Raw genomic sequence first — 18,670 nt, 5'->3', positions numbered from 1 at the left:
GGATGTGCCAAGATGACGGAACAAAAAAATCCTTCCGCACAGGATGATGTGATCACCCCAGCGGTTGAGAGCCCCCAACAGCCAGATGTTGATTCACGTGACAAACAGCAAGACGAGCAACTTAACGCCTTGCGTAAAAAACAGCGTACTGCTCCGGCTCTCGGCGCGATTGCCATCGTGTTGGTGATTGCTCTGGGCGCAGGCCTCTATTATCACGGACACCAGCAGACGCTCAGACAAACAGCAGCGGTCGATGAGTTGCAGGACCAGCTGATTGCCTTACAAAAAAGCCAGCATCAGGATAAACAGCAAATTACCGCGCTGCTTGGCGAGCAAGATAAGTCGCAGCAGGCCGGTGAACGTCAGCAGGCGTCGTTTAGCCGCCAGCTGAATGAATTACAGGATAAAGTCGCCAGTATCTCCGGCAGCGATGCCAAAACCTGGATGCTGGCTCAGGCCGATTTCCTCGTGAAACTGGCCGGTCGTAAACTGTGGAGCGATCAGGATGTCACCACCGCCGCCGCGCTGCTGAAAAGCGCCGACGCCAGCCTGGCCGACATGAATGATCCGAGCCTGATTGAGGTACGCCGCGCGCTCAATGAGGATGTCTCCAGCCTCTCCGCCGTCGCGCAGGTCGATTTCGACGGCATTATCCTGAAAGTGAATCAGCTCTCTAATCAGGTCGATAACTTGCGCCTGGCCGACAATGACAGCGATGAAGCACCAATGGACGATGACGGCACCAGTCTGTCGGGCTCACTCACCGAGTGGCGTCAGAATCTGACCAAAAGCTGGCACAACTTTATGTCAGATTTCATTACGATCCGCCGTCGCGACAGCAGCGCCGAGCCACTGCTGGCACCGAATCAGGACGTCTATCTGCGTGAGAATATCCGTTCACGTCTGCTGATTGCCGCTCAGGCGGTTCCGCGCCATCAGGATGAAATCTATAAACAATCTCTTGAGTCGGTCTCGACCTGGGTTCGCGCCTATTTCGATACCAGTGACCCGTCGACTAAAGCCTTCCTTGAAGAGGTGGACAGTCTCAGTCAGCAATCAATTTCGATGGACGTTCCCGACCAGCTGAAAAGTCAGCCTATGCTGGAAAAACTGATGCAGACCCGTGTACGTAATCTGCTTCAACAGCCCGCAGCCACTGCTCAGGGGGAATAACACATGCTCAAGGTTTTCGTGTTATTCATTATCATCATTGCCGGGATTGTCGTCGGACCGATGCTCGCAGGACATCAGGGCTATGTCCTGATCCAGACGGACAATTACAACGTTGAGACCAGCGTCACCGGGTTAACCATCATGTTTGTGGTGCTGATGCTGGTATTGTTTTTCATCGAGTGGATTTTGCGCCGCGTTTTCCGCACAGGGGCACGCACCCGCGGCTGGTTTGCCGGCCGCAAAAGCTCCAAAGCGCGTAAACAGACTCAGGCCGCAATGCTGAAGCTGGCGGAAGGCGATCATCGCCAGATGGAAAAACTGCTGGCGCGTCATGCTGACCACGCGGATCAGCCAGTGGTGAATTACCTGCTCGCTGCCGAAGCCGCTCAGCAACGCGGTGATGACATCCGCACCAATCAGTATCTGGAACGCGCGGCTGAAATCGCCGATACCGACCAGATGCCGGTGGATATCACCCGTGTGCGCATTCAGCTGGCACAGGGAGAAATCCACGCCGCACGCCACGGCGTTGACCGCCTGATTGGTCAGTCGCCGCGCCATCCGGAAATTCTGCGTCTGGCCGAACAAGCCTATTTGCGTACCGGGGCTTACGGTTCACTGCTGGAAATCCTGCCATCGATGTCCAAAGCAGGTATTCATGATGATGAAGAGCTGCGTGTACTGCAGGAGCAAGCGTACATCGGCATGATGAATCAGATGATGGCGGAGGAAGGCAGTGAAGGTCTGAAGCGTTGGTGGAAAGACCAGAATCGTAAAACCCGCCATGAAGTTGCCCTACAGGTCGCGATGGCTGCACATCTGATTGAATGCAACGATCAAGATTTAGCGCAGGAAGTGATCCTCGACGGGTTGAAGCGCCAGTACGATGAACGCCTGATCGCCATGATGCCAAAACTGCGTTCAGGCAATCCGGAACAGCTGGAGAAGACGTTACGTCAGATCATCAAGCAGAATGGGGCCACGCCGCTGCTTAACAGTACGCTGGGGCAGTTGCTGATGAAGCATGGTGAATGGCAGCAAGCCGCTGAGGCTTTCCGTGAAGCGCTGAAACAACGCCCTGATGCCTATGATTATGCATGGCTGGCAGATGCACTCGATAAGCTGCACAAACCTGCAGAAGCCGCAGAGATGCGCCATAAGGGATTAATGCTGACCTTGAATAATTCACAAGGACAGTAAGTGTAAACTGACCGCCTAAAAGCTCCTTCGGGAGCTTTTTTTATGCGCAAAAAAAACACTTGCCGGTCAGCAAGTGTCGAAAACAATCAGGTCATGGACAACAGGGGGAGCGCCTCACTCAACGTTTTGCCTGCTGGTTGATAAATACCTGATGAGAGGTGTTTATCGGGCAGATAGACAATAGGCACTATAAATTGGCTCTGCATCATTCCCAGGTTTATGAAGCCAGATAGCAAGCATAAGAGGTGGAATGAGCATCTACATATCTGATATTGCAGGACGCGTGCCATATTGAGGCTTATTAAGCTCCTGAAAACCGAAAACCACATAACTAATTGATTTTTATCATGTAATTATTGCCTTTATTTAGAAAGATCGCTGATTCATCCAAGGCAGCACAAAGCACAAATCGACTTAACACCAATTAGTGTTGCCTGTCAGAGACAGCCTGACCGGGCGGGCAATAATGCTTTGACTTTCATGCAGTTGAATGTCACCGCACAACGACAATTAACAGGCGGAATGTCGTTTCTGAGCAACAGCAGGGAAAGAAGGCATAAACGGCAAACTACAGGCGAAAAAAAACCTGCTTTAAAAAAGCAGGTTTCTTCGAATTGGTCGGCGAGAGAGGATTACGCGCATCTTCGATGCTTGCCCTGCGGGCCGTTGCTAAAGCAACGTGGTCTCGCTTCGCTCGGCTCAAACCTCCTTCGGAGGTTCTCATCCTCATAAACTTGGGACGAAAAAAAACCTGCTTTGAAAAGCAGGTTTCTTCGAATTGGTCGGCGAGAGAGGATTCGAACCTCCGACCCACTGGTCCCAAACCAGTTGCGCTACCAAGCTGCGCTACTCGCCGATGTCGTGCATCTTACTACTTCTTGACGCTAACTGCATCATTTAAATGCTTTTTGTGTGTGGTGCGAAGGGAGGGACTCGAACCCTCACATCCAAAGGACACTAACACCTGAAGCTAGCGCGTCTACCAATTCCGCCACCATCGCATGTCACATTCACAAAATCATTTAAAAATTTGGGGTGGCTAATGGGGCTCGAACCCACGACAACTGGAATCACAATCCAGGGCTCTACCAACTGAGCTATAGCCACCATTTCAAACTCTTCTACATCGTGGACTGCTTAACTTCAAACATGACCACCGCAACTCTAGCGCAAACTAATGGTGCGCCCGACAGGATTCGAACCTGAGACCTCTGCCTCCGGAGGGCAGCGCTCTATCCAGCTGAGCTACGGGCGCTTAGCGCCGTTGCGGGAGGGGATACTACGGTTTTCATGCCACCCTGTCTAGTGCTTTTTATTGGAAAAGTTTCGCTTGGCTGCTCTTTGTCCAATACGCGCTAAAAATAGGCATCTCACACTCCCCTCCCTATGACTTACGACGTTATTTTGTCTTTTCAGCCGTCAGGGAAGCGTGCCTGTTCATCCCGAGGCCGAAGTATATCAGGCTGATCGCTGCGATGAAAATCCCGCCTACCAGCAAAGAAATCCGCGTATCCGGGTTAATTGCCATTCCCACCAGCACACAGGCGAGGAAAACCAGCGTCGCATAATTGGTGTAAGGGAACAAGATTGACTTGAACGGATGGTCTTTCAGCTTCTCAGCGTGGGCTTCACGAAAACGCAGCTGACTGATTAGCACCACGAACCACGGCACCATACCCGGCAGTACGGAGGCGCTGTAGACATAAACAAATACCTGCTCCGGGTTCGGAATGAGGTAATTCAGGCACGAGCCAATCAGCAGCACCGCGATAGTGACGGCAATCCCGTACACCGGCACACCGCTTTTCGACACTTTCCCGAGAAACGCCGGTACCTGACGGTTCTTCGCCAGTGCGTAGAGCATTCGCCCGCAGCTATACATGCCGCTGTTACAGCCAGACAGCGCCGCCGTCAGCACCACAAAGTTGATGATACCTGCCGCAGAGGCGATACCAATCTTCGCGAACGTCAGCACGAACGGGCTGCCGTGCGTACCCATTTCGTTCCACGGGAAGAGGGTGATGATGACGAAAATCGCGCCCACGTAGAAAATCAGGATGCGCCAGAGGATGTTATTAATGGCGCGCTTGAGGGTAACCTGCGGGTTTTTCGCTTCACCGGCGGTGATCCCAACCAGTTCCACCCCCTGATAAGAGGCTACGACAATACAAAGCGCGAACAGGAAACCTTTCCAGCCTCCGGCAAAGAAGCCGCCGTGCGCCGTCAGGTTGGCAAAGCCAACAGGTTCGCCATGATTGCCGAAGCCAAAAAAGATGACCGCCAGCCCGACGACGATCATCACAATAATGGTGGTGATTTTGATCAGCGCAAACCAGAACTCCATCTCACCATACAGTTTTACTGCGGCCAGGTTAGCCGCTGCAACAATGGCGACGGCAGCCAGCGCCGGTATCCACTGCGGTAAATCCGGGAACCAGTACTGCGCATAGACGCCAATGGCGGTGATTTCCGAAATACCCACCGCTATCCACATGAACCAGTAGCTCCATGCCGTCAAATAACCATAGTAAGGACCGAGATATTTGTGCGCGTAGACGGCAAACGAACCGGCCACCGGCTCAAGGTGCAACATTTCGCCCATCGCGCGCATGATGAAGAAGACGAAGACGCCTGCCAGAATATACGCCAACAATACCGAGGGCCCGGCCCATTTCAGCGTACTGGCGGCCCCCATAAACAAGCCAACACCAATCGTACCTCCTAACGCGATCAGTTCTATATGCCGGGCTTCTAACCCGCGGTGTAGTCCACCCTTTTCTTCTTCACTTGCCATAGATCCTCAATGTTTATGTCGTTGTATTTGCCTTCCGGAGCGACCGGAATATTATTTTTATAGTCTGCTTCCCCGTGGGGGGCGCTAAAACGGGCAGTATGGTTTCGTATTTTGTGATCAGTTGCAAACCACAAATCAGAAAGTTGCGGTTTAGCTGGCAACGGCCATTGAAAATGTCGGCAAGCGGGGAGTGAAAACGAGAGGTGGCGCCAAAGGCGAAAAAACCCTTGGCGCAGCGGAGATCAGAGACGACCGGTGTAGTGGTAACGCAGATATTTAAGCAGTTTGAGCTGACGCCCCAGGCGGCTGGGTTGGCGGATCAAACGATACAGCCACTCCAGCCCCAGCTTTTGCCAGAATTTTGGTGCGCGCTTAACCCGGCCGATGAATACGTCATAAGTGCCACCTATGCCCATATATAAGGCATCCGGGTGGACTTCCCGACAATCGCGCATCAGGATCTCCTGCTTTGGCGAGCCCATTGCCACGGTGACAATCGAGGCCTGACTGGCTTTGACACGCTCAAACAACGATGCCCGCTGCGCCGGCGTGAAGAAACCGTTCTGGCTGCCGACGATGTTAACGTTCCACTGCGCGCGCAGTTTCGCTTCGGTTTGCTCCAGCACATCAGGTTTGCCGCCAATCAGAAACACCGGCGTCCCTTCCTGCCCTGCCCGCTGCATCAACCCTTCCCACAAATCCGCACCGGCAATACGTGAGACTTTCGCCTGCGGATATTTGCGGCGAATCGATCGCACAATACTGATGCCATCGGCATATTTATATTCAGCGCGCCCAATGAGTTCGGCAATGTCCGGCTGACTTTCCATGGTCAGGACTTTTTCCGCATTCATCGCGACCAGCGCACCGTGCTTTACCCGATGACCGGCAAAAAGGTAGTTGAGGAACTGGCCCATGTCGCGAAAGCCCCACAGGTCGATACCACGGATAGCATAAATTGGGATGTTATTATCTGAATTCATGAGTGTTCCTGCGACGACGAGCGCGCCGTTGGGATCCCTTCAATATTAATGGTGTTAACGATACGGGACGGGTGCGCACGAATCAGCCCGACGGCGTCAAAAAGCCAGTACAGCAGCTTTGCCATGATCAGGCAGGCGCCGAAGATCAGGCAGAAAAAGACCACGCGTGAAAAGAAGGAGTCCACTCCTTCGCGGGCCAGCACGATGATATTAAATACTGCACCGAAACAGAAGCTCTGCAAAATCGCCGCTTTGTAGCGGTTTTTCTCCGCTTTGCCCAGTTCATACAACCAGTCGAACCATTTGATGATAAGGCCTACCGCCACAGCTCCCAGCGGAATAAACCACACCCCGCCCATCACGACCAGTGAGCCAATGAGTGTCGGCGAGATGGCCAGACCGGAATGGTTATTGAGTACTTCCCAAGTAAAATAGTTGGCCGAGTTGAGTACCACGCTCGGCCTGCCGGGCCACAGCCAGCTGGGAATAAACACGTAGAAATCGCGAATAATCGGGGCAAGTCCCTGGAAGCTGATCTTGTCGTAATTTTGCAGCAGCAGGCCGAGATTTTCCCACGGTGAAAACGTATCGCGCGTCAGATAAAGGAAGGTATAAAACGCCTCCGGCCCGTTAACATTCATGCCATAGCGCTTCAGCGCCAGCCAGAACATTCCCACGATAGCCATAACACCGGCCACGGCCAACATCCACAGCGAGATCCAGCCCCTCACGATACCGATGAACAGGAACAGGGCGAAAGCAATAATGATATTGGCCCGTGTGCCGCCGACGATCACGTAGGTCAGCAGGCCAAAAGCCACCGTGCTCACCAGGAAAAACAACCAGCTGCGGCTGTTCTGGCGCAGGAAGTAGACCACCAGCATCGCCGGAATAAAGAAGTAGAAGAAACGCTTAAGCGCCACACCGGAGACCTCACTGGAGAAGATCTGGCTGTAGGACTTCAGTTTGAACAGCAGAAAACCGTTATGCAGGAAGAAAATCGAGACGGTCACGATGGCCACTAGCGCCAGCAGGATCCACGTCAGATGGGTTTCCACCCGGTTCATGGTAAATACCGGCACTCTTAGCGTCTCTGAGGGACTTTTCAGCCGGGTTTTGTAGCTCACGTAATAAATGCCGTAGAAACAGGTCGCCGCCAGCATCGCCTGCAGCAGATATTCCACCGGTACCACCTGAACATCAAAGCGGAACACCAGCAGACAGGTCAGCGGGAAGCCGAAGTAAAACGTCAGCAGATAGAGCATGGAAAAGAAGACGTTAAAGTTAAAACGGACGCGGCGAAACTCTTTGTACGTCAGCGTCAGAATGAAAATCAGCGAAAAGGCGTAAACCACGCAAAGACCGCCGAACTGGAGCAGTGTCATGATGATGTTCCTGCGGCCAAATTCAGCGCCTGTTGCCATCCGGCAACGTAATTTGGATTAAAGAAGGCAATATTCTTACGGTCAGTGCTCAGTAACTGGCGGCGCGCTTCGGCAACGGTGGCCGTATCCAGCGCATCGCCATAAAACAGTACCGGCAGATGCTGCTCAGCCAAATCCTGCCAGAACGGGTTTTTACGGCTGACGACAAAAGGCACTCCAAACTGAATCAGCAGACACAACGTGCCGATACCCTGCTGGCGGTCAAAGATGAAATACCCAAGCCCGCAGCGGCGCAGCATATTCAGGTACTCATCAAAAACCATCGCCTCTGTCAGTAACTCCACCTGCTCTGCCGGGAACAGTTTCAGCGCCTCAGCCCGAACCTCGTCGATATAGGACTGATTGTTCGCCGGATACCCCATAGGAATGATCACCTGGATAGTCGCACCGAACTGCTGATGCAGTGCGTTTAGCGCTTCAATATGACGATTGCTGGTGTCGCCAGAATTGCCGACCAGAACGGTCATCAGGCCAGTTTTTTCAGGCACGTCAGCGGGCTGAGTCAGAGCGGGATCCATACGCGTCGGGAAATAGAGCAACGATGAGGCCACCCGCGGATGCCGCTGATGGTAATGAATAAGATCACCGCGCGTACCGAAAACGTGTCCAACGCGCCCCTGAGCAATGCGTCGCAGGAGGTAAAACAGACGAAACTTCAGGCTGCCAGACGCTTCATACAGATCCGCGCCCCACATATGCCAGCACACCTGCCGTGCTTTAATCCTGCCGTTCAGCAAAGCCAGCCACAGCGTCGGGTTAAATTGCCCGTGCAGGAAGAAACGCTGGCGGCGGTTTTGCTGTGCACTGGCGATCACGGCCTGCGCCAGACTTTTTTTATCCGGATAGACGTCGATGTGTAAACGGGTAAATGACGCAAAAACCGCGCTGTCAGCGGCAGCGACCATAAAATGGCGGGTCTGCTCAGGCGGCGCGCAATCAACCAGCACGTCATTAAAGAAGCGCAGCACGGTAAGGTTATGGTGCGGGATGTCAGATCCCAAAACGTGAATCAGCGTTGTCATGCTCGTCTGCGATAGATAACAAAAACGGCGCTGCACAGGGTGAAATAGACGATGTACGTCGCCATGTAAGCCTGTGCGGCCCCTAAAGAACCGTGTAACGGGATTAGCCAGTGCGCGAAACCGGTCAGCAATAAAAACTGGCTGATTTCAGTCAGCACATAAAAGCGCAGTGACGCTTTGGCAATCACCAGATACCCAAAAACATAGGACCCAACTTTGAGGACGTCGCCGACCAGCTGCCACGCGAAGAGATTGCGCATGGCGGCGAACTGGTGGGAAAACAGCAACCAGATAGCGAAGTCGCGCAGCAACCACACCATAAAGCTGGCGCAGGCCACCGCCGGGATCACAAATTTCAGCGACTTAATTATCTCGCGTGATATCGCCTGTTTGTCGGTCAGACGGGACAGCGTGGGCAGCAAATAAACGCTGAAAGAGGCAGTGATAAATTGCAGGTAAGCATCCGAAATGCTGCTGACGCCCTGCCAGATGCCCACATCGTCCCAGCTGTAATATTTAGCCAGCAGGTTTCGCATCATCACATACGCGACCGGCAGCGTCACCGAAGTGATCAACGCCATAATCGTGAATTTACCCAGATGGCTGGCGATGGCGCGGTCCCAGCCCAGCCGCAGGAAATGCAGCGGGAAAGGCTGACGACGCCATAACATCGACCCGGCAGGCAGCACCACCAGCGCAGGCACCAGTGCCAGTCCCGCCAGCGCGCCCTCATAACCGCCTAGCCAGAAACAGAGTAAATAGGCCAGTAATCCAATCAGGCTGCCGCCAATCACCGCCAGCGCATTGCCTCTGGCATCACGATAACCTTTGAGAATCGCCTGAAAATAGTTGGCGTAGGCGATACCCATTTGAATCAGTGCAACTGCGCGGATCACCGGCTGAAAATCGGCGTGACCAAAAAGCCCTTCGCTTATCGGACCCGCCGCCAGCAGAAAAATCACCGCCAGCAGCGTGGAGAAACCTAAAATCAGGCTGGATGCCGTGCCCAGCACCGCTTTCAGCCGCGCCGGATCCTGATGATGCTCGGCAACATATTTGGTCACGCCATTAAAGATACCGGCGCCAGACAATACGCCCAGCACAGTGACCATCTGGCGGAAGTTACCGGCCTGACCGACACCGCTCGGGCCAAAAGCCACCGCCAGCAATTTCACCACCAGCAGGACAGCGGCGATTTTTATCAGCGTGGAGCCCGCTGTCCAGACCGAAGCCTTTGCCAGAGACATATTAGGCGAAGTATTTCAGCATGGCGCTGATGACGGTCTGCTGAGTTTCATCCGTCATATTATAAAACAGCGGCAGACGCACCAGGCGTTCGCTCTCTTTGGTCGTGAAGCGGTCTTCACCACTGAAACGGCCAAAGCTCTCTCCTGCCGGGCTGGCGTGCAGAGGAATATAGTGGAAGACCGTCAGAATATCGGCGGCTTTCATGTGCGCAATAAACGCATCCCGATCTTCGATATCGTTCAGACGAATGTAGTACATATGCGCATTCTGCACGCAATCCTGTGGAACCGACGGCAACGTGATTCGCCCAGCCTGCGCCAAATTTTGCAATGTCTCATTGTAGTTGTGCCACAGCGCCAGACGGCGCTGATTGATCTGCATGGCGGCCTCGAGCTGGCCCCACAGATAGGCAGCCTGCAAATCTGACATCAGATAGCTCGATCCAATGTCGCGCCAGGTGTATTTATCCACCTGGCCGCGGAAGAACTGGCTGCGGTTTGTGCCTTTTTCCCGTATGACTTCGGCGCGTTCGACCCATGTTTTGTCATTGATCAGCGTCGCACCGCCCTCGCCACCCGAGGTGTAATTCTTGGTTTCATGAAAGCTGAAACAACCAATGTGACCGATAGTACCCAGCGCTTTGCCTTTGTAGGTCGACATCACGCCCTGCGCTGCATCTTCCACCACGAACAGCTTATATTTTTCAGCAAGTTGCATGATGTGGTCCATCTCGCAGGCTACGCCCGCATAATGTACCGGTACAATGGCGCGGGTTTTGTCGGTGATCGCCGCTTCAATCAGCGTTTCATCGATGTTCATGGTGTCCGGGCGGATATCGACAAACACGATTTTTGCGCCGCGTAACACAAAGGCATTGGCCGTTGAGACGAAAGTGAAACTGGGCATGATCACTTCGTCACCCTCTTTGATGTCGAGCAACAGCGCGGCCATCTCCAGAGACGCGGTACAGGAAGGTGTCAGCAACACTTTGGCGCTGCCGAAATGCTGCTCGAACCACTGCTGACAACGCAGCCCGAAGCCACCGTCACCACACATTTTTCCGCTGCTCATGGCTGAGCGCATGTGGTCAATTTCAGTGCCGACAACCGGCGGTGCATTAAAAGGGATCATTTTTTCACCTGTACAGCCAATATGCCGAGTGAGAAATTCTTGCCCCACTGGCGAGATAAAGATTGAGGGCGGCGAGGTTGCCGGTTTGCGTGGCAACATGTAATCGTGCGATACCGTTTGCTGCGCACCACTGTTTTGCCACCGCCATAAGTTGTTTACCGACGCCATGACCCCACCATGCGGGCAAGGTCGCCAGCAGGCCAATGCGGGCCTCACCGGACGCCGTATGGCGCAGGGTAACAAAGCCCTGGAGCTGACCGGAAGGCTCTTTTACCATTATCGCTAGATGGTCAAACGTGCCCAGCACCGCCTTTTCTGCCCACAGCGCATAGAAGCGTTCACTGTCCCCGGATTGATACCACGGGGCACGAAAGCGGCTGAGGCGAAAGGCCTCGCCCGCCACGGCGCGGATCAGCGCGATATCCTCTCCGGTAGCAATCTGTACGTTGCCGGATACCCCAGAGGCATCGTCAACGGTAATACACAGATCAATTTCACCTTCGACCAGCCGAAACCCGCGGGCCTGAAGCGTGTCGAGCAGGCGGGTATCATCAGCGTTCACTTTTGCCTGCACTCTGGCAAACGCGGTAAACGCCGTTTCCGGGAGGGCTTCAGCGGCAGGATCAGCGTACAATTTCGCCGTGCTCAGACCGAAAAATTCACTTTCCCATTTGAGAGGTTCGAGCCTGCCGCAGAATTGCATATCTGTCTCCGGTCGGTAATTAACGCCAGACACCTTTGGTATCAACAATCCATAACTGATGAATCTGATCCGCCGGGATCGCTTTGAAAATCTGATGATCGACGAGCATGATCAGCAGATCGGCATTCTGCAACGCGTCCTCTACCGTATGCAGGCTCGCTTTACCGTCCAGTGCAGCAGGAAGATGGTGCACATGCGGTTCTACCGCCCAGGTTTCACCCGCGTGCCAGTCGGCAATTAACCGGGTCACCTCAACGGCAGGGCTTTCACGCAGGTCATCAATATTAGGTTTGAATGCCAGTCCGAAACAGGCGATTTTTGCCTCAGACGCCCGCTTACCGGTGGCCGCCAGGCAATCGGCCAGCGCCGATTTCACACGATCCACCACCCAATGCGGCTTACTGTCATTCACTTCACGGGCCGTTTTAATCAAGCGTGCCAGGTCAGGATTCTGCGCGACGATAAACCAGGGATCGACCGCAATGCAGTGCCCGCCTACACCAGGCCCCGGCTGGAGGATATTCACTCGCGGATGGCGGTTGGCCAGGGCGATAAGTTCCCAAACGTTAATGCCCTGCGCATCGCAAATCAGTGACAGTTCGTTGGCAAAGGCGATATTCACATCGCGGAAGCTGTTTTCGGTCAACTTGCACATTTCTGCCGTGCGGGAGTTCGTCACCACACATTCGCCCTGCAGGAAAATATTGTATAAATCGCAAGCGCGCTGCGAGCAAACTGCCGTCATACCGCCGATCACGCGATCATTTTTAATCAGTTCGACCATCACCTGTCCCGGCAATACACGCTCAGGGCAGTAGGCAATATTCACGTCAGCGCTGTCGCTCTCTTGCTGAGGAAAGCGCAGATCCGGGCGGCATTCCGCCAGCCATTCGGCCATAAGTTCTGTTGTGCCGACTGGCGAGGTGGATTCGAGGATCACCAGATTGCCTTTCTTCAGCACCGGAGCAATGGAGCGCGCCGCCGACTCAACGTATTTCAAATCTGGCTGGTGGTCACCTATAAAGGGTGTCGGGACGGCAATCAGAAAAGCATCGGCGGGCTGTGGGCGGGTAAATGCCTGCAGAAACCCCCCATCGACGGCGGTTTTCACCAGCGCATCAAGATCCGGCTCCACAATATGTATGGCGCCGCTATTGATGGTATCGACGGCGTGCTGATTGATGTCCACGCCCACGACTTTTTTCTGCCGTGACGCGAAGGCTGCCGCAGTCGGCAGACCGATGTAACCCAGCCCAATGACAGAGATAGTTTGGAAACTCATTGTGGTACCTGATGATTCTTTAATGCGTCAAGAATACGACGGCAGGCTTGTCCGTCGCCATAAGGATTATGCGCCCGGCTCATGTTGTGATATTCATTTTCGTCGTTCAGCAGCCGGGTCACTTCTTTTACTATTTTAACCGTATCTGTGCCCACCAGCCTGACAGTGCCGGCGCTTACCGCTTCCGGCCGTTCGGTGGCTTCGCGCATCACCAGCACAGGCTTACCCAGAGAAGGCGCCTCTTCCTGAATGCCACCTGAGTCCGTTAGGATCAAATACGCTTTATCCATCAGATAGACAAACGGCAAATAGTCCTGCGGGTCGATCAGCTTGATGTTGTCGATGCCACTCAGAATGCGGTTCACCGGTTCGCTGACATTCGGATTAAGGTGCACAGGATAAACAATTTGCACCTGCGGATGTTGCAGGGCGATTTCAGCCAGTGCGCTGCAAATCCGGTCGAATCCGCCGCCAAAGCTTTCGCGGCGGTGGCCAGTGACCAGAATGATTTTCTTGCTGGCGTCGATAAAGGGATAATGCGCCGCCAGTTGTTCTGCCAGCCCTGCATCCCCTTTGACGCGATCGCGTACCCACAGCAAGGCATCGATAACCGTGTTTCCGGTGACAAAAATATTCTCTGCTGGGATCCCTTCACTCAGCAAATTAGCGCGCGACGTGTCAGTCGGCGCAAAATGCCATTTCGCCAGATGCGTGGTCAGGCGCCGGTTACCCTCTTCCGGCCATGGGGAAGAGAGATCGCCAGTGCGCAAACCTGCTTCAACATGACCGACAGGGATCTGCTGATAGAAGGCGGCCAGACTGGCCGACAATGTGGTGGTGGTATCACCATGAACCAGCACGACGTCAGGCTGGAACTCCTGCAGAACAGGTTTCAATCCTTTCAGAATGCGGCTGGTTATCTCCGTCAGGTCTTGGCCCGGCTGCATAATATTGAGGTCATACTCCGGCTGGATGCCAAACAGATGCAATACTTGATCTAACATTTCACGATGCTGGGCCGTGACGCAGACTTTTGACTCAAAGGCGTCATCCTGAGCCAAAGCGTGCACCAGCGGTGCCATTTTAATGGCTTCCGGGCGGGTGCCGAATATCGTCAACACTTTCACAGTGAGTCTCTCTTGTTCAGTTAGGCGCAGACAGCTCCTGCTCGCCAGGCGAAGTCTCTCGCCTCTCTCTATTCGGTTATCGGGTTATCGCACTCCGGCGACGTGCCAGCGCAACGCCGGCACCGATCAGACCACCCACAACGCCCCACATAATCATCAGGAAAGCACGTCGCGGGCTGTCGCGCTTCACCGGTTCTTCCGGTGTGCGCAGATAACGGTACGTCTGGAAATGCGCGTTCAGTGTCGGCCCAACGTTCAGCGTCGCCAGCATGGCGCGGTTTTGATCGTAATCCAGGTCAAAATTCGGACCGGATGCCTGCAATAACTCCAGACGGGCCTGCAACATCGGCGCGCCTAGCAGGAACATATCCGAAGAAGGCAGTTGTTCAGCCGGGGTATCCGTCTGACTTTTGTCAATTTTCTGCTGCTGGGCAATTTTCAGCGCCTGCTGTGTATTATTCACCTCACGCTGGAAAATTGACTGGGCCACGGCTTCCTGACGCTTGACCTGCGCTTTCATTGACTGTGTACGTGCCGCCCAGGCGCCCTGCAACTCATCGTATAAATGCTGCGCCGCACGCTTGCTGGCGAAATTGACATATTCGCGCAGCAGTTTATTGGCATCGGCTGAGCTTTCTGCCGTCAGCTTCGCGCTGTCATTAGGTACTTTGAGCCCGTCGCGCGCATTGAACTGGATGTCATTAATCAGATCATCAAGCAAGACGGCGTCGCTGCGGGCATCGCCCTCTTTACGTTGCTGATAATAAGGGCTGTTTAACCAGAAATCGCGGCGGGTGTCATACGCGCCCAACTGCATAATAAATTCGTTATAGGCGTCTTCAGAAATAGACGTTTGCTCGCCCAGCGGGGCCTGCGCGTTGCGCACATCGAGATTGCGTAAAAACTGCGCCTGAGAGAAATAAGAAGATAAATTATTCACCGTGGGACGGTCAGTGATGGCCGTTGAGCTCCACTCCTGCTTCATCAAATACGAAGAGCCCAGCGCAATAACAGCAAACAACAGCCCGAGACCGACAATCCAAAGTTTGCCCTTCCACAGTGTGCAGCACAAACCGCGGATATCCAGTTCGTTATCGATGCTGGCCTCAACTTTATTGGCGTTTGTCTCTGACGTCATCACAACAAGTAAACCTCTAAATAATGAATAATTGATGGGGTTATTGAGCGCGACGAAGACGTCGTTTAAAACGTTTAAGCAAACGCGCTACGCGCCACGCGCGCTTAATGCAGTAGCCATAGAACAGAAAAGCCAGCAGGAACAGTAACAACATCAACCACTCAGGGACAAATCCGAGATGCTCGCCAATCACGCCGACGGCGGCCAGCAGCGCAGCAGCCAGTGTGATCAAAACAAAGGCCTGACGCGAGCTGAAACCGGCCCGCATAATCAGATGGTGAATATGTTGGCGATCAGGTGAGAAAGGGCTCATGCCTTTACGCAAGCGACGGTACATGATGGCAATCATGTCCATCAGGGGAATGGCGATAAGCCAGAGCGCAGTGACTGGCGTCATAGGATGCGTCAGACCTTGAGTGCTCTGCAGCAGGATCCAGATAACAGTAAAGCCAATCAGCGTGCTGCCAGCGTCACCCATAAAGACTTTATAACGCGGGCCAAAAATGCCGAGGTTGAGCAGAATGTAGGGAAGCGTCGCGGCAATCATGGCAAAGCACCAGAGCGCAAGCTCCATGTGGCCTCCCATGTACATCACCACCCCCATCGCACCAAAGCTGACGCTCGAGAGCCCGCCCAGCAGTCCGTCGATGCCATCCACCATATTAAAGGCGTTGATCGCGGCCCAAACGGCAAACAAGGTGATCGGATAGCCAAACGGCCCGAGGATCATCTCCCAGGGTCCGATAATATGACCCAGATTTTTCAGGATCAGACCGGCGTAAACCATCATGGCAATAGCGACCAGAGCCTGTACAAACGCACGGATTTTAACGCTGATGTCAAAGCGGTCGTCCAGAGCACCGACAAATACCAGTAAGCCCGCGCAGCCCAGATAGAGCGCGCCATGAGCTATTTGATAATTAGTGATGAGGAAAGCAAAGCAAATGCCCGCATAGACAGAAATGCCGCCAACCAGCGGGATCATCCCCTGGTGACGTTTGCGATAATTGGGTTTATCAACCAGGCCGACTTTTTTGGCAACCTTGCGGGCCAAAAATAAAAAGACAAAAGAAAACAGGAAAATAAAGAGGAGTTCAGTACTCATATTGAGCATGTTCACAGTCAACAGATCTCTGCAAAAAGATAAGGCAGCTTAGCCTAGCCAACGTCATAAAACCTCACAGCCTTACGGTCATTTCCTATGGGACAGTTATGGTTTTGTCTAAAGCAATACCTTTACTGATGTATCGTCCCTGTTGCTTGGACAAGGTAGAGAAAGAGTCACTGAAAAACCATCAGCGCTTATCTTAATTCCAGCTATTTGATGAAATTGCCTTATCCTAGCCGCCAAAAGCAAAAAACGCCACGACTTAGCGTGGCGTTAGCTGACTTTTGCACCAATTACGAACGTTTCATCATATCGAAGAAATCGTCGTTGGTTTTGGTCATCGCAAGCTTGTTAATGAGGAATTCCATCGCGTCGATCTCACCCATTGGATGGATGATTTTGCGCAGAATCCACATTTTTTGCAGTTCTTCCGACGTCGTAAGCAACTCTTCTTTACGCGTACCGGAACGGTTGTAATCGATAGCAGGGAATACGCGTTTCTCAGCGATTTTACGCGCGAGGTGCAATTCCATGTTGCCGGTACCTTTAAATTCTTCATAGATGACTTCATCCATTTTAGAACCGGTATCAACCAACGCTGTTGCGATAATCGTCAGGCTTCCACCCTCTTCCACGTTACGTGCTGCACCGAAGAAACGCTTTGGACGATGCAGGGCGTTGGCGTCCACACCACCGGTCAGTACCTTGCCTGAAGCAGGAACAACGGTGTTATAGGCACGCGCCAGACGAGTGATAGAGTCGAGAAGAATGATCACGTCTTTTTTGTGCTCAACCAGACGTTTGGCTTTTTCGATAACCATTTCGGCTACCTGCACGTGGCGTGATGCTGGTTCATCAAAGGTAGAAGCAATCACTTCGCCTTTAACCAGACGCTGCATCTCGGTTACTTCTTCCGGACGCTCGTCAATCAGCAATACCATCAGTACGCAATCAGGATGGTTGTACGCAATGCTGGTCGCGATGTTCTGCAGCAGCATGGTTTTACCGGCTTTCGGTGGTGCCACGATTAAACCACGCTGACCGCGGCCAATCGGTGAAGCCAAATCAAGTACGCGAGCGGTTAAATCTTCGGTAGAACCGTTACCGCGTTCCATACGCAAACGTGAGTTTGCATGTAACGGGGTTAAGTTTTCGAACAAGATTTTGTTGCGGGCGTTTTCTGGTTTGTCGTAGTTAACTTCGTTAACTTTCAACAGGGCAAAATAACGTTCACCTTCTTTTGGTGGGCGTATTTTACCGGAAATGGTGTCGCCAGTGCGAAGGTTGAAGCGGCGAATTTGGCTTGGAGAAACGTAGATATCGTCGGGACCGGCGAGGTAGGAACTGTCTCCAGAGCGGAGGAAACCAAATCCATCCTGCAATATTTCCAGTACGCCATCACCGAAGATGTCTTCTCCGCTTTTCGCATGTTGCTTCAGGATTGAAAATATAATGTCTTGCTTACGCATACGGGCTTGGTTTTCCAGCCCCATATTTTCGCCGAGTGCAATCAGGTCAGAGACCGGCGTGTTCTTTAATTCGGTAAGATTCATAATGGTGGGTTCTTAAACTCGGGGTATGTCTCGAACATCTGTCGTGAATGGGTATGGCAGGGTCATCCATGCCTGTTTGTGTAGGACACTCAATTAGCAGTTTCTGAATATAGGCCACAGGCAGTCGCATGGGGCTATTCTTGATGGGCAGACTGATATTGAAGGTGTCTTAATGCCGATTTTGTCAAAACCGTTAGATTGTCAAAGCACAGTGCCAGTTCAACTTATTTTTATCAAAGTCACTTTATAGATCTAGGCAGATGTTTTTGACACAGAATAAAACGTAAGAATCAAACTACAGGTAAGCTCTATTTGCAGTAAGCGTAAACTTAGCACGCTTCTTGACAGGCGTCTAGCGGACAATATGAAAAACACGTCAGCCCGCTAAACACCTGGGTTTGGTCATCCCGACCGATTACAGATTAGCTGTCAGGAACTCTTTCAACTGACCTTTTGACAGTGCGCCAACTTTCGTTGCTGCGACTTCACCACCTTTAAATAACAGCAGGGTAGGAATACCACGGATGCCGTATTTAGGTGCAGTACCTGGGTTTTCATCGATATTCAGCTTAGCGATGGTCAGCTTGCCTTCGAACTCAGTGGCAATTTCATCGAGAATCGGAGCAATCATCTTGCACGGACCACACCATTCAGCCCAGAAGTCGACCAGAACCAGCCCTTCGGCTTTCAGTACGTCTTTGTCGAAACTGTCATCGGTCAGGTGAATAATTTTATCGCTCATGTTCTACTCCAAAGGATTATC

15 protein-coding genes, 4 tRNA genes and 1 other RNA gene are annotated in these 18,670 nt (G+C 52.8%); 2 read left to right on the top strand and 18 right to left on the bottom strand.

Annotated features, from left to right (window positions below; translation table 11 throughout):
- The first annotated feature begins 12 nt into the window (after nucleotides 1–12).
- Both hemX and hemY read left to right on the top strand, forming a co-directional pair.
- A complete protein-coding gene (hemX, locus tag ACZRKO_RS20505) occupies nucleotides 13–1,173 on the top strand; it encodes a uroporphyrinogen-III C-methyltransferase (protein WP_463739083.1) in 1,161 nt (386 codons plus the stop codon).
- 3 nt (nucleotides 1,174–1,176) lie between these two features.
- Nucleotides 1,177–2,373, top strand: a complete 1,197-nt coding sequence (gene hemY / locus ACZRKO_RS20500; RefSeq protein WP_463739082.1) for a protoheme IX biogenesis protein HemY — start codon at nucleotides 1,177–1,179, stop codon at nucleotides 2,371–2,373.
- Between the two features lie 615 nt (nucleotides 2,374–2,988).
- Here hemY and ACZRKO_RS20495 read toward each other — a convergent pair.
- The 18 genes from ACZRKO_RS20495 to trxA all read right to left on the bottom strand — a co-directional run bounded on the left by ACZRKO_RS20495 (nucleotide 2,989) and on the right by trxA (nucleotide 18,649).
- Nucleotides 2,989–3,118, bottom strand: a non-coding RNA gene (locus ACZRKO_RS20495) — RtT sRNA.
- A 34-nt stretch (nucleotides 3,119–3,152) separates the two neighbouring features.
- Nucleotides 3,153–3,229, bottom strand: a tRNA-Pro gene (locus tag ACZRKO_RS20490).
- A gap of 59 nt (nucleotides 3,230–3,288) precedes the next feature.
- Nucleotides 3,289–3,374, bottom strand: a tRNA-Leu gene (locus tag ACZRKO_RS20485).
- Between the two features lie 30 nt (nucleotides 3,375–3,404).
- Nucleotides 3,405–3,480 (bottom strand) — tRNA-His (locus tag ACZRKO_RS20480).
- A 71-nt stretch (nucleotides 3,481–3,551) separates the two neighbouring features.
- Nucleotides 3,552–3,628, bottom strand: a tRNA-Arg gene (locus ACZRKO_RS20475).
- Between the two features lie 144 nt (nucleotides 3,629–3,772).
- Nucleotides 3,773–5,167 (bottom strand): bifunctional threonine/serine APC transporter ThrP, encoded by a 1,395-nt coding sequence (gene thrP, locus ACZRKO_RS20470; RefSeq protein ID WP_463739081.1) that lies wholly within the window; start codon nucleotides 5,165–5,167, stop codon nucleotides 3,773–3,775.
- Nucleotides 5,168–5,409: 242 nt separating this feature from the next.
- Nucleotides 5,410–6,150: a lipopolysaccharide N-acetylmannosaminouronosyltransferase gene (gene wecG, locus ACZRKO_RS20465; RefSeq protein ID WP_463739080.1), complete on the bottom strand. Its 741-nt coding sequence runs from the start codon at nucleotides 6,148–6,150 to the stop codon at nucleotides 5,410–5,412.
- A complete protein-coding gene (wzyE, locus tag ACZRKO_RS20460; RefSeq protein WP_463739079.1) occupies nucleotides 6,147–7,535 on the bottom strand; it encodes an ECA oligosaccharide polymerase in 1,389 nt (462 codons plus the stop codon). The genes wecG and wzyE overlap by 4 nt, the downstream gene beginning before the upstream one ends.
- On the bottom strand, nucleotides 7,532–8,617 hold the full coding sequence (locus ACZRKO_RS20455) for a TDP-N-acetylfucosamine:lipid II N-acetylfucosaminyltransferase (RefSeq protein WP_463739078.1): 1,086 nt from the start codon (nucleotides 8,615–8,617) through the stop codon (nucleotides 7,532–7,534). Before ACZRKO_RS20455 ends, wzyE begins: the two co-directional genes overlap by 4 nt.
- The gene (wzxE, locus tag ACZRKO_RS20450) at nucleotides 8,614–9,864 is read right to left on the bottom strand and encodes a lipid III flippase WzxE (RefSeq protein ID WP_463739077.1); all 1,251 of its coding nucleotides are present in this window, start codon (nucleotides 9,862–9,864) and stop codon (nucleotides 8,614–8,616) included. The genes ACZRKO_RS20455 and wzxE overlap by 4 nt, the downstream gene beginning before the upstream one ends.
- A 1-nt stretch (nucleotide 9,865) precedes the next feature.
- Nucleotides 9,866–10,996 (bottom strand): dTDP-4-amino-4,6-dideoxygalactose transaminase, encoded by a 1,131-nt coding sequence (gene rffA / locus ACZRKO_RS20445; RefSeq protein ID WP_463739076.1) that lies wholly within the window; start codon nucleotides 10,994–10,996, stop codon nucleotides 9,866–9,868.
- A gap of 4 nt (nucleotides 10,997–11,000) precedes the next feature.
- A complete protein-coding gene (gene rffC / locus ACZRKO_RS20440; protein WP_463739075.1) occupies nucleotides 11,001–11,699 on the bottom strand; it encodes a dTDP-4-amino-4,6-dideoxy-D-galactose acyltransferase in 699 nt (232 codons plus the stop codon).
- 19 nt (nucleotides 11,700–11,718) lie between these two features.
- Nucleotides 11,719–12,981 (bottom strand): UDP-N-acetyl-D-mannosamine dehydrogenase, encoded by a 1,263-nt coding sequence (wecC, locus tag ACZRKO_RS20435; RefSeq protein ID WP_463739074.1) that lies wholly within the window; start codon nucleotides 12,979–12,981, stop codon nucleotides 11,719–11,721.
- On the bottom strand, nucleotides 12,978–14,108 hold the full coding sequence (gene wecB / locus ACZRKO_RS20430; protein ID WP_463739073.1) for a non-hydrolyzing UDP-N-acetylglucosamine 2-epimerase: 1,131 nt from the start codon (nucleotides 14,106–14,108) through the stop codon (nucleotides 12,978–12,980). The genes wecC and wecB overlap by 4 nt, the downstream gene beginning before the upstream one ends.
- 76 nt (nucleotides 14,109–14,184) lie before the next feature.
- Complete coding sequence (gene wzzE, locus ACZRKO_RS20425) at nucleotides 14,185–15,246, bottom strand: ECA polysaccharide chain length modulation protein (RefSeq protein ID WP_463739072.1); 1,062 nt, start codon at nucleotides 15,244–15,246, stop codon at nucleotides 14,185–14,187.
- A gap of 40 nt (nucleotides 15,247–15,286) precedes the next feature.
- Nucleotides 15,287–16,366: a UDP-N-acetylglucosamine--undecaprenyl-phosphate N-acetylglucosaminephosphotransferase gene (wecA, locus tag ACZRKO_RS20420; RefSeq protein ID WP_463739172.1), complete on the bottom strand. Its 1,080-nt coding sequence runs from the start codon at nucleotides 16,364–16,366 to the stop codon at nucleotides 15,287–15,289.
- Between the two features lie 281 nt (nucleotides 16,367–16,647).
- On the bottom strand, nucleotides 16,648–17,907 hold the full coding sequence (gene rho / locus ACZRKO_RS20415) for a transcription termination factor Rho (protein WP_140474565.1): 1,260 nt from the start codon (nucleotides 17,905–17,907) through the stop codon (nucleotides 16,648–16,650).
- Nucleotides 17,908–18,322: 415 nt separating this feature from the next.
- Nucleotides 18,323–18,649, bottom strand: coding sequence for a thioredoxin TrxA (gene trxA, locus ACZRKO_RS20410; protein ID WP_463739071.1), 327 nt, complete (start codon nucleotides 18,647–18,649; stop codon nucleotides 18,323–18,325).
- Between the last annotated feature and the right edge of the window lie 21 nt (nucleotides 18,650–18,670).

Source organism: Ewingella sp. C233 (assembly GCF_055407225.1).
This window is presented reverse-complemented; position numbering and strand designations above follow the sequence as displayed.

Coding starts and splice junctions, on each gene's coding strand:
- trxA (WP_463739071.1), bottom strand. CDS start 18,649: ATGAGCGATAAAATTATTCACCTGACCGATGACAGTTTCGACAAAGAC.
- hemX (WP_463739083.1), top strand. CDS start 13: ATGACGGAACAAAAAAATCCTTCCGCACAGGATGATGTGATCACCCCA.
- wzxE (WP_463739077.1), bottom strand. CDS start 9,864: ATGTCTCTGGCAAAGGCTTCGGTCTGGACAGCGGGCTCCACGCTGATA.
- wecG (WP_463739080.1), bottom strand. CDS start 6,150: ATGAATTCAGATAATAACATCCCAATTTATGCTATCCGTGGTATCGAC.
- ACZRKO_RS20455 (WP_463739078.1), bottom strand. CDS start 8,617: ATGACAACGCTGATTCACGTTTTGGGATCTGACATCCCGCACCATAAC.
- hemY (WP_463739082.1), top strand. CDS start 1,177: ATGCTCAAGGTTTTCGTGTTATTCATTATCATCATTGCCGGGATTGTC.
- wzzE (WP_463739072.1), bottom strand. CDS start 15,246: ATGACGTCAGAGACAAACGCCAATAAAGTTGAGGCCAGCATCGATAAC.
- rffA (WP_463739076.1), bottom strand. CDS start 10,996: ATGATCCCTTTTAATGCACCGCCGGTTGTCGGCACTGAAATTGACCAC.
- wecC (WP_463739074.1), bottom strand. CDS start 12,981: ATGAGTTTCCAAACTATCTCTGTCATTGGGCTGGGTTACATCGGTCTG.
- rffC (WP_463739075.1), bottom strand. CDS start 11,699: ATGCAATTCTGCGGCAGGCTCGAACCTCTCAAATGGGAAAGTGAATTT.
- wzyE (WP_463739079.1), bottom strand. CDS start 7,535: ATGACACTGCTCCAGTTCGGCGGTCTTTGCGTGGTTTACGCCTTTTCG.
- thrP (WP_463739081.1), bottom strand. CDS start 5,167: ATGGCAAGTGAAGAAGAAAAGGGTGGACTACACCGCGGGTTAGAAGCC.
- rho (WP_140474565.1), bottom strand. CDS start 17,907: ATGAATCTTACCGAATTAAAGAACACGCCGGTCTCTGACCTGATTGCA.